Source organism: Bartonella sp. AP57NXGY, assembly GCF_042195805.1.
Lineage (GTDB): Bacteria > Pseudomonadota > Alphaproteobacteria > Rhizobiales > Rhizobiaceae > Bartonella.
On record NZ_JBHIOZ010000366.1, the window covers coordinates 1 to 1,044 of the forward strand.

Genomic DNA, 1,044 nt, shown 5'->3' on the forward strand with positions numbered 1-1,044 from the left:
ATAGGGAGCAATGGATATCCAAAGCTGAATATGCGAATTTTACATAAGATGAAAGAGGTTTTGGATGATCAAATTAATTCTGCGCGCATCAAAGGAAAACAAGGATATGCGCGAGATTTGACTCTGTTCAAACAACGCATTTTGGACGTTTTGGATACGTCCTCTCCAGATTATGCTAAAGCACGGAAAATTTATTATGACGAGCGTACTATCGGTAATGCTTTGGAGCAAGGAAAAAAAGCACTGAATAAGAGCGTTAATCTCGACACAATCAACAGTCAACTTTCGGATTTTGGGTTGATGGAAAAAGAGGCTTTTCAAAAAGGTATACGGTCGCAACTAGAACATGCGGCAGGCAATGCACAGAATTTTGACCACAATCTTTTGAGTTTGTTTGACACAAAAAATGGTCAAGAAAAATTACAGCGTATTTTTGGTGAAGATAAAGCTAAGCAACTTATGAAAGTGTTGCGACCAGAAGTGGAAAGAACAAAGCTTTTTGCACGCTTGCCAAACCATATAGGTGAAGTGGAAGAGAGGGGGAAACAACAGACTATGGGTATAGGAAAGATTGCTTTCATCAAGGCAGTTGTAAAAAATTTCGCAAGAGAATTTGGACGCAAATTCTCAAGCGTCCATAAAGATACTGAGAGAGATATTGCAGCGCTTATAACAGCGCGGGAAAAAGGAGATTTTGGGTTAGCAAGAGAAAAAGCTGTTGAATTAATTAAGACGTTTCATGAAGCAGAAAAGAAACGCTTAATAACACGAGAAAATTATACGAAATTCATTAATTTTGTTGGCATTCTTTTGAATAGCAGCGTTGATAGAACGGTTATAAACTAATGATCAATTTTCATCCTAATGTGAAGCGTGCTATCTCACAGGCAGCACAAAAATATGGTTTACCAGAAAGCTTTCTTGAACGTGTTGCTATGATAGAAAGTAATGGTAATCCAAATGCAAAAAATAAGAACAGCAGTGCAGGGGGGCTGTATCAATTTCTCGATTCAACAGCAAAACACTATCAACTGAATGACAAGT

The 1,044-nt window shown here is 37.8% G+C and carries 1 protein-coding gene and 1 pseudogene; both read left to right on the forward strand.

The window, feature by feature from the left end; all coding sequences use genetic code 11:
* Positions 1-846 (forward strand): annotated as a pseudogene (locus ACFIL8_RS10880) (hypothetical protein); the annotation flags it as partial.
* The coding region (locus ACFIL8_RS10885) for a transglycosylase SLT domain-containing protein (protein WP_375689791.1) at positions 846-1,044 on the forward strand (199 nt) is incomplete at its 3' end. The pseudogene ACFIL8_RS10880 and the gene ACFIL8_RS10885, both read left to right, overlap by 1 nt.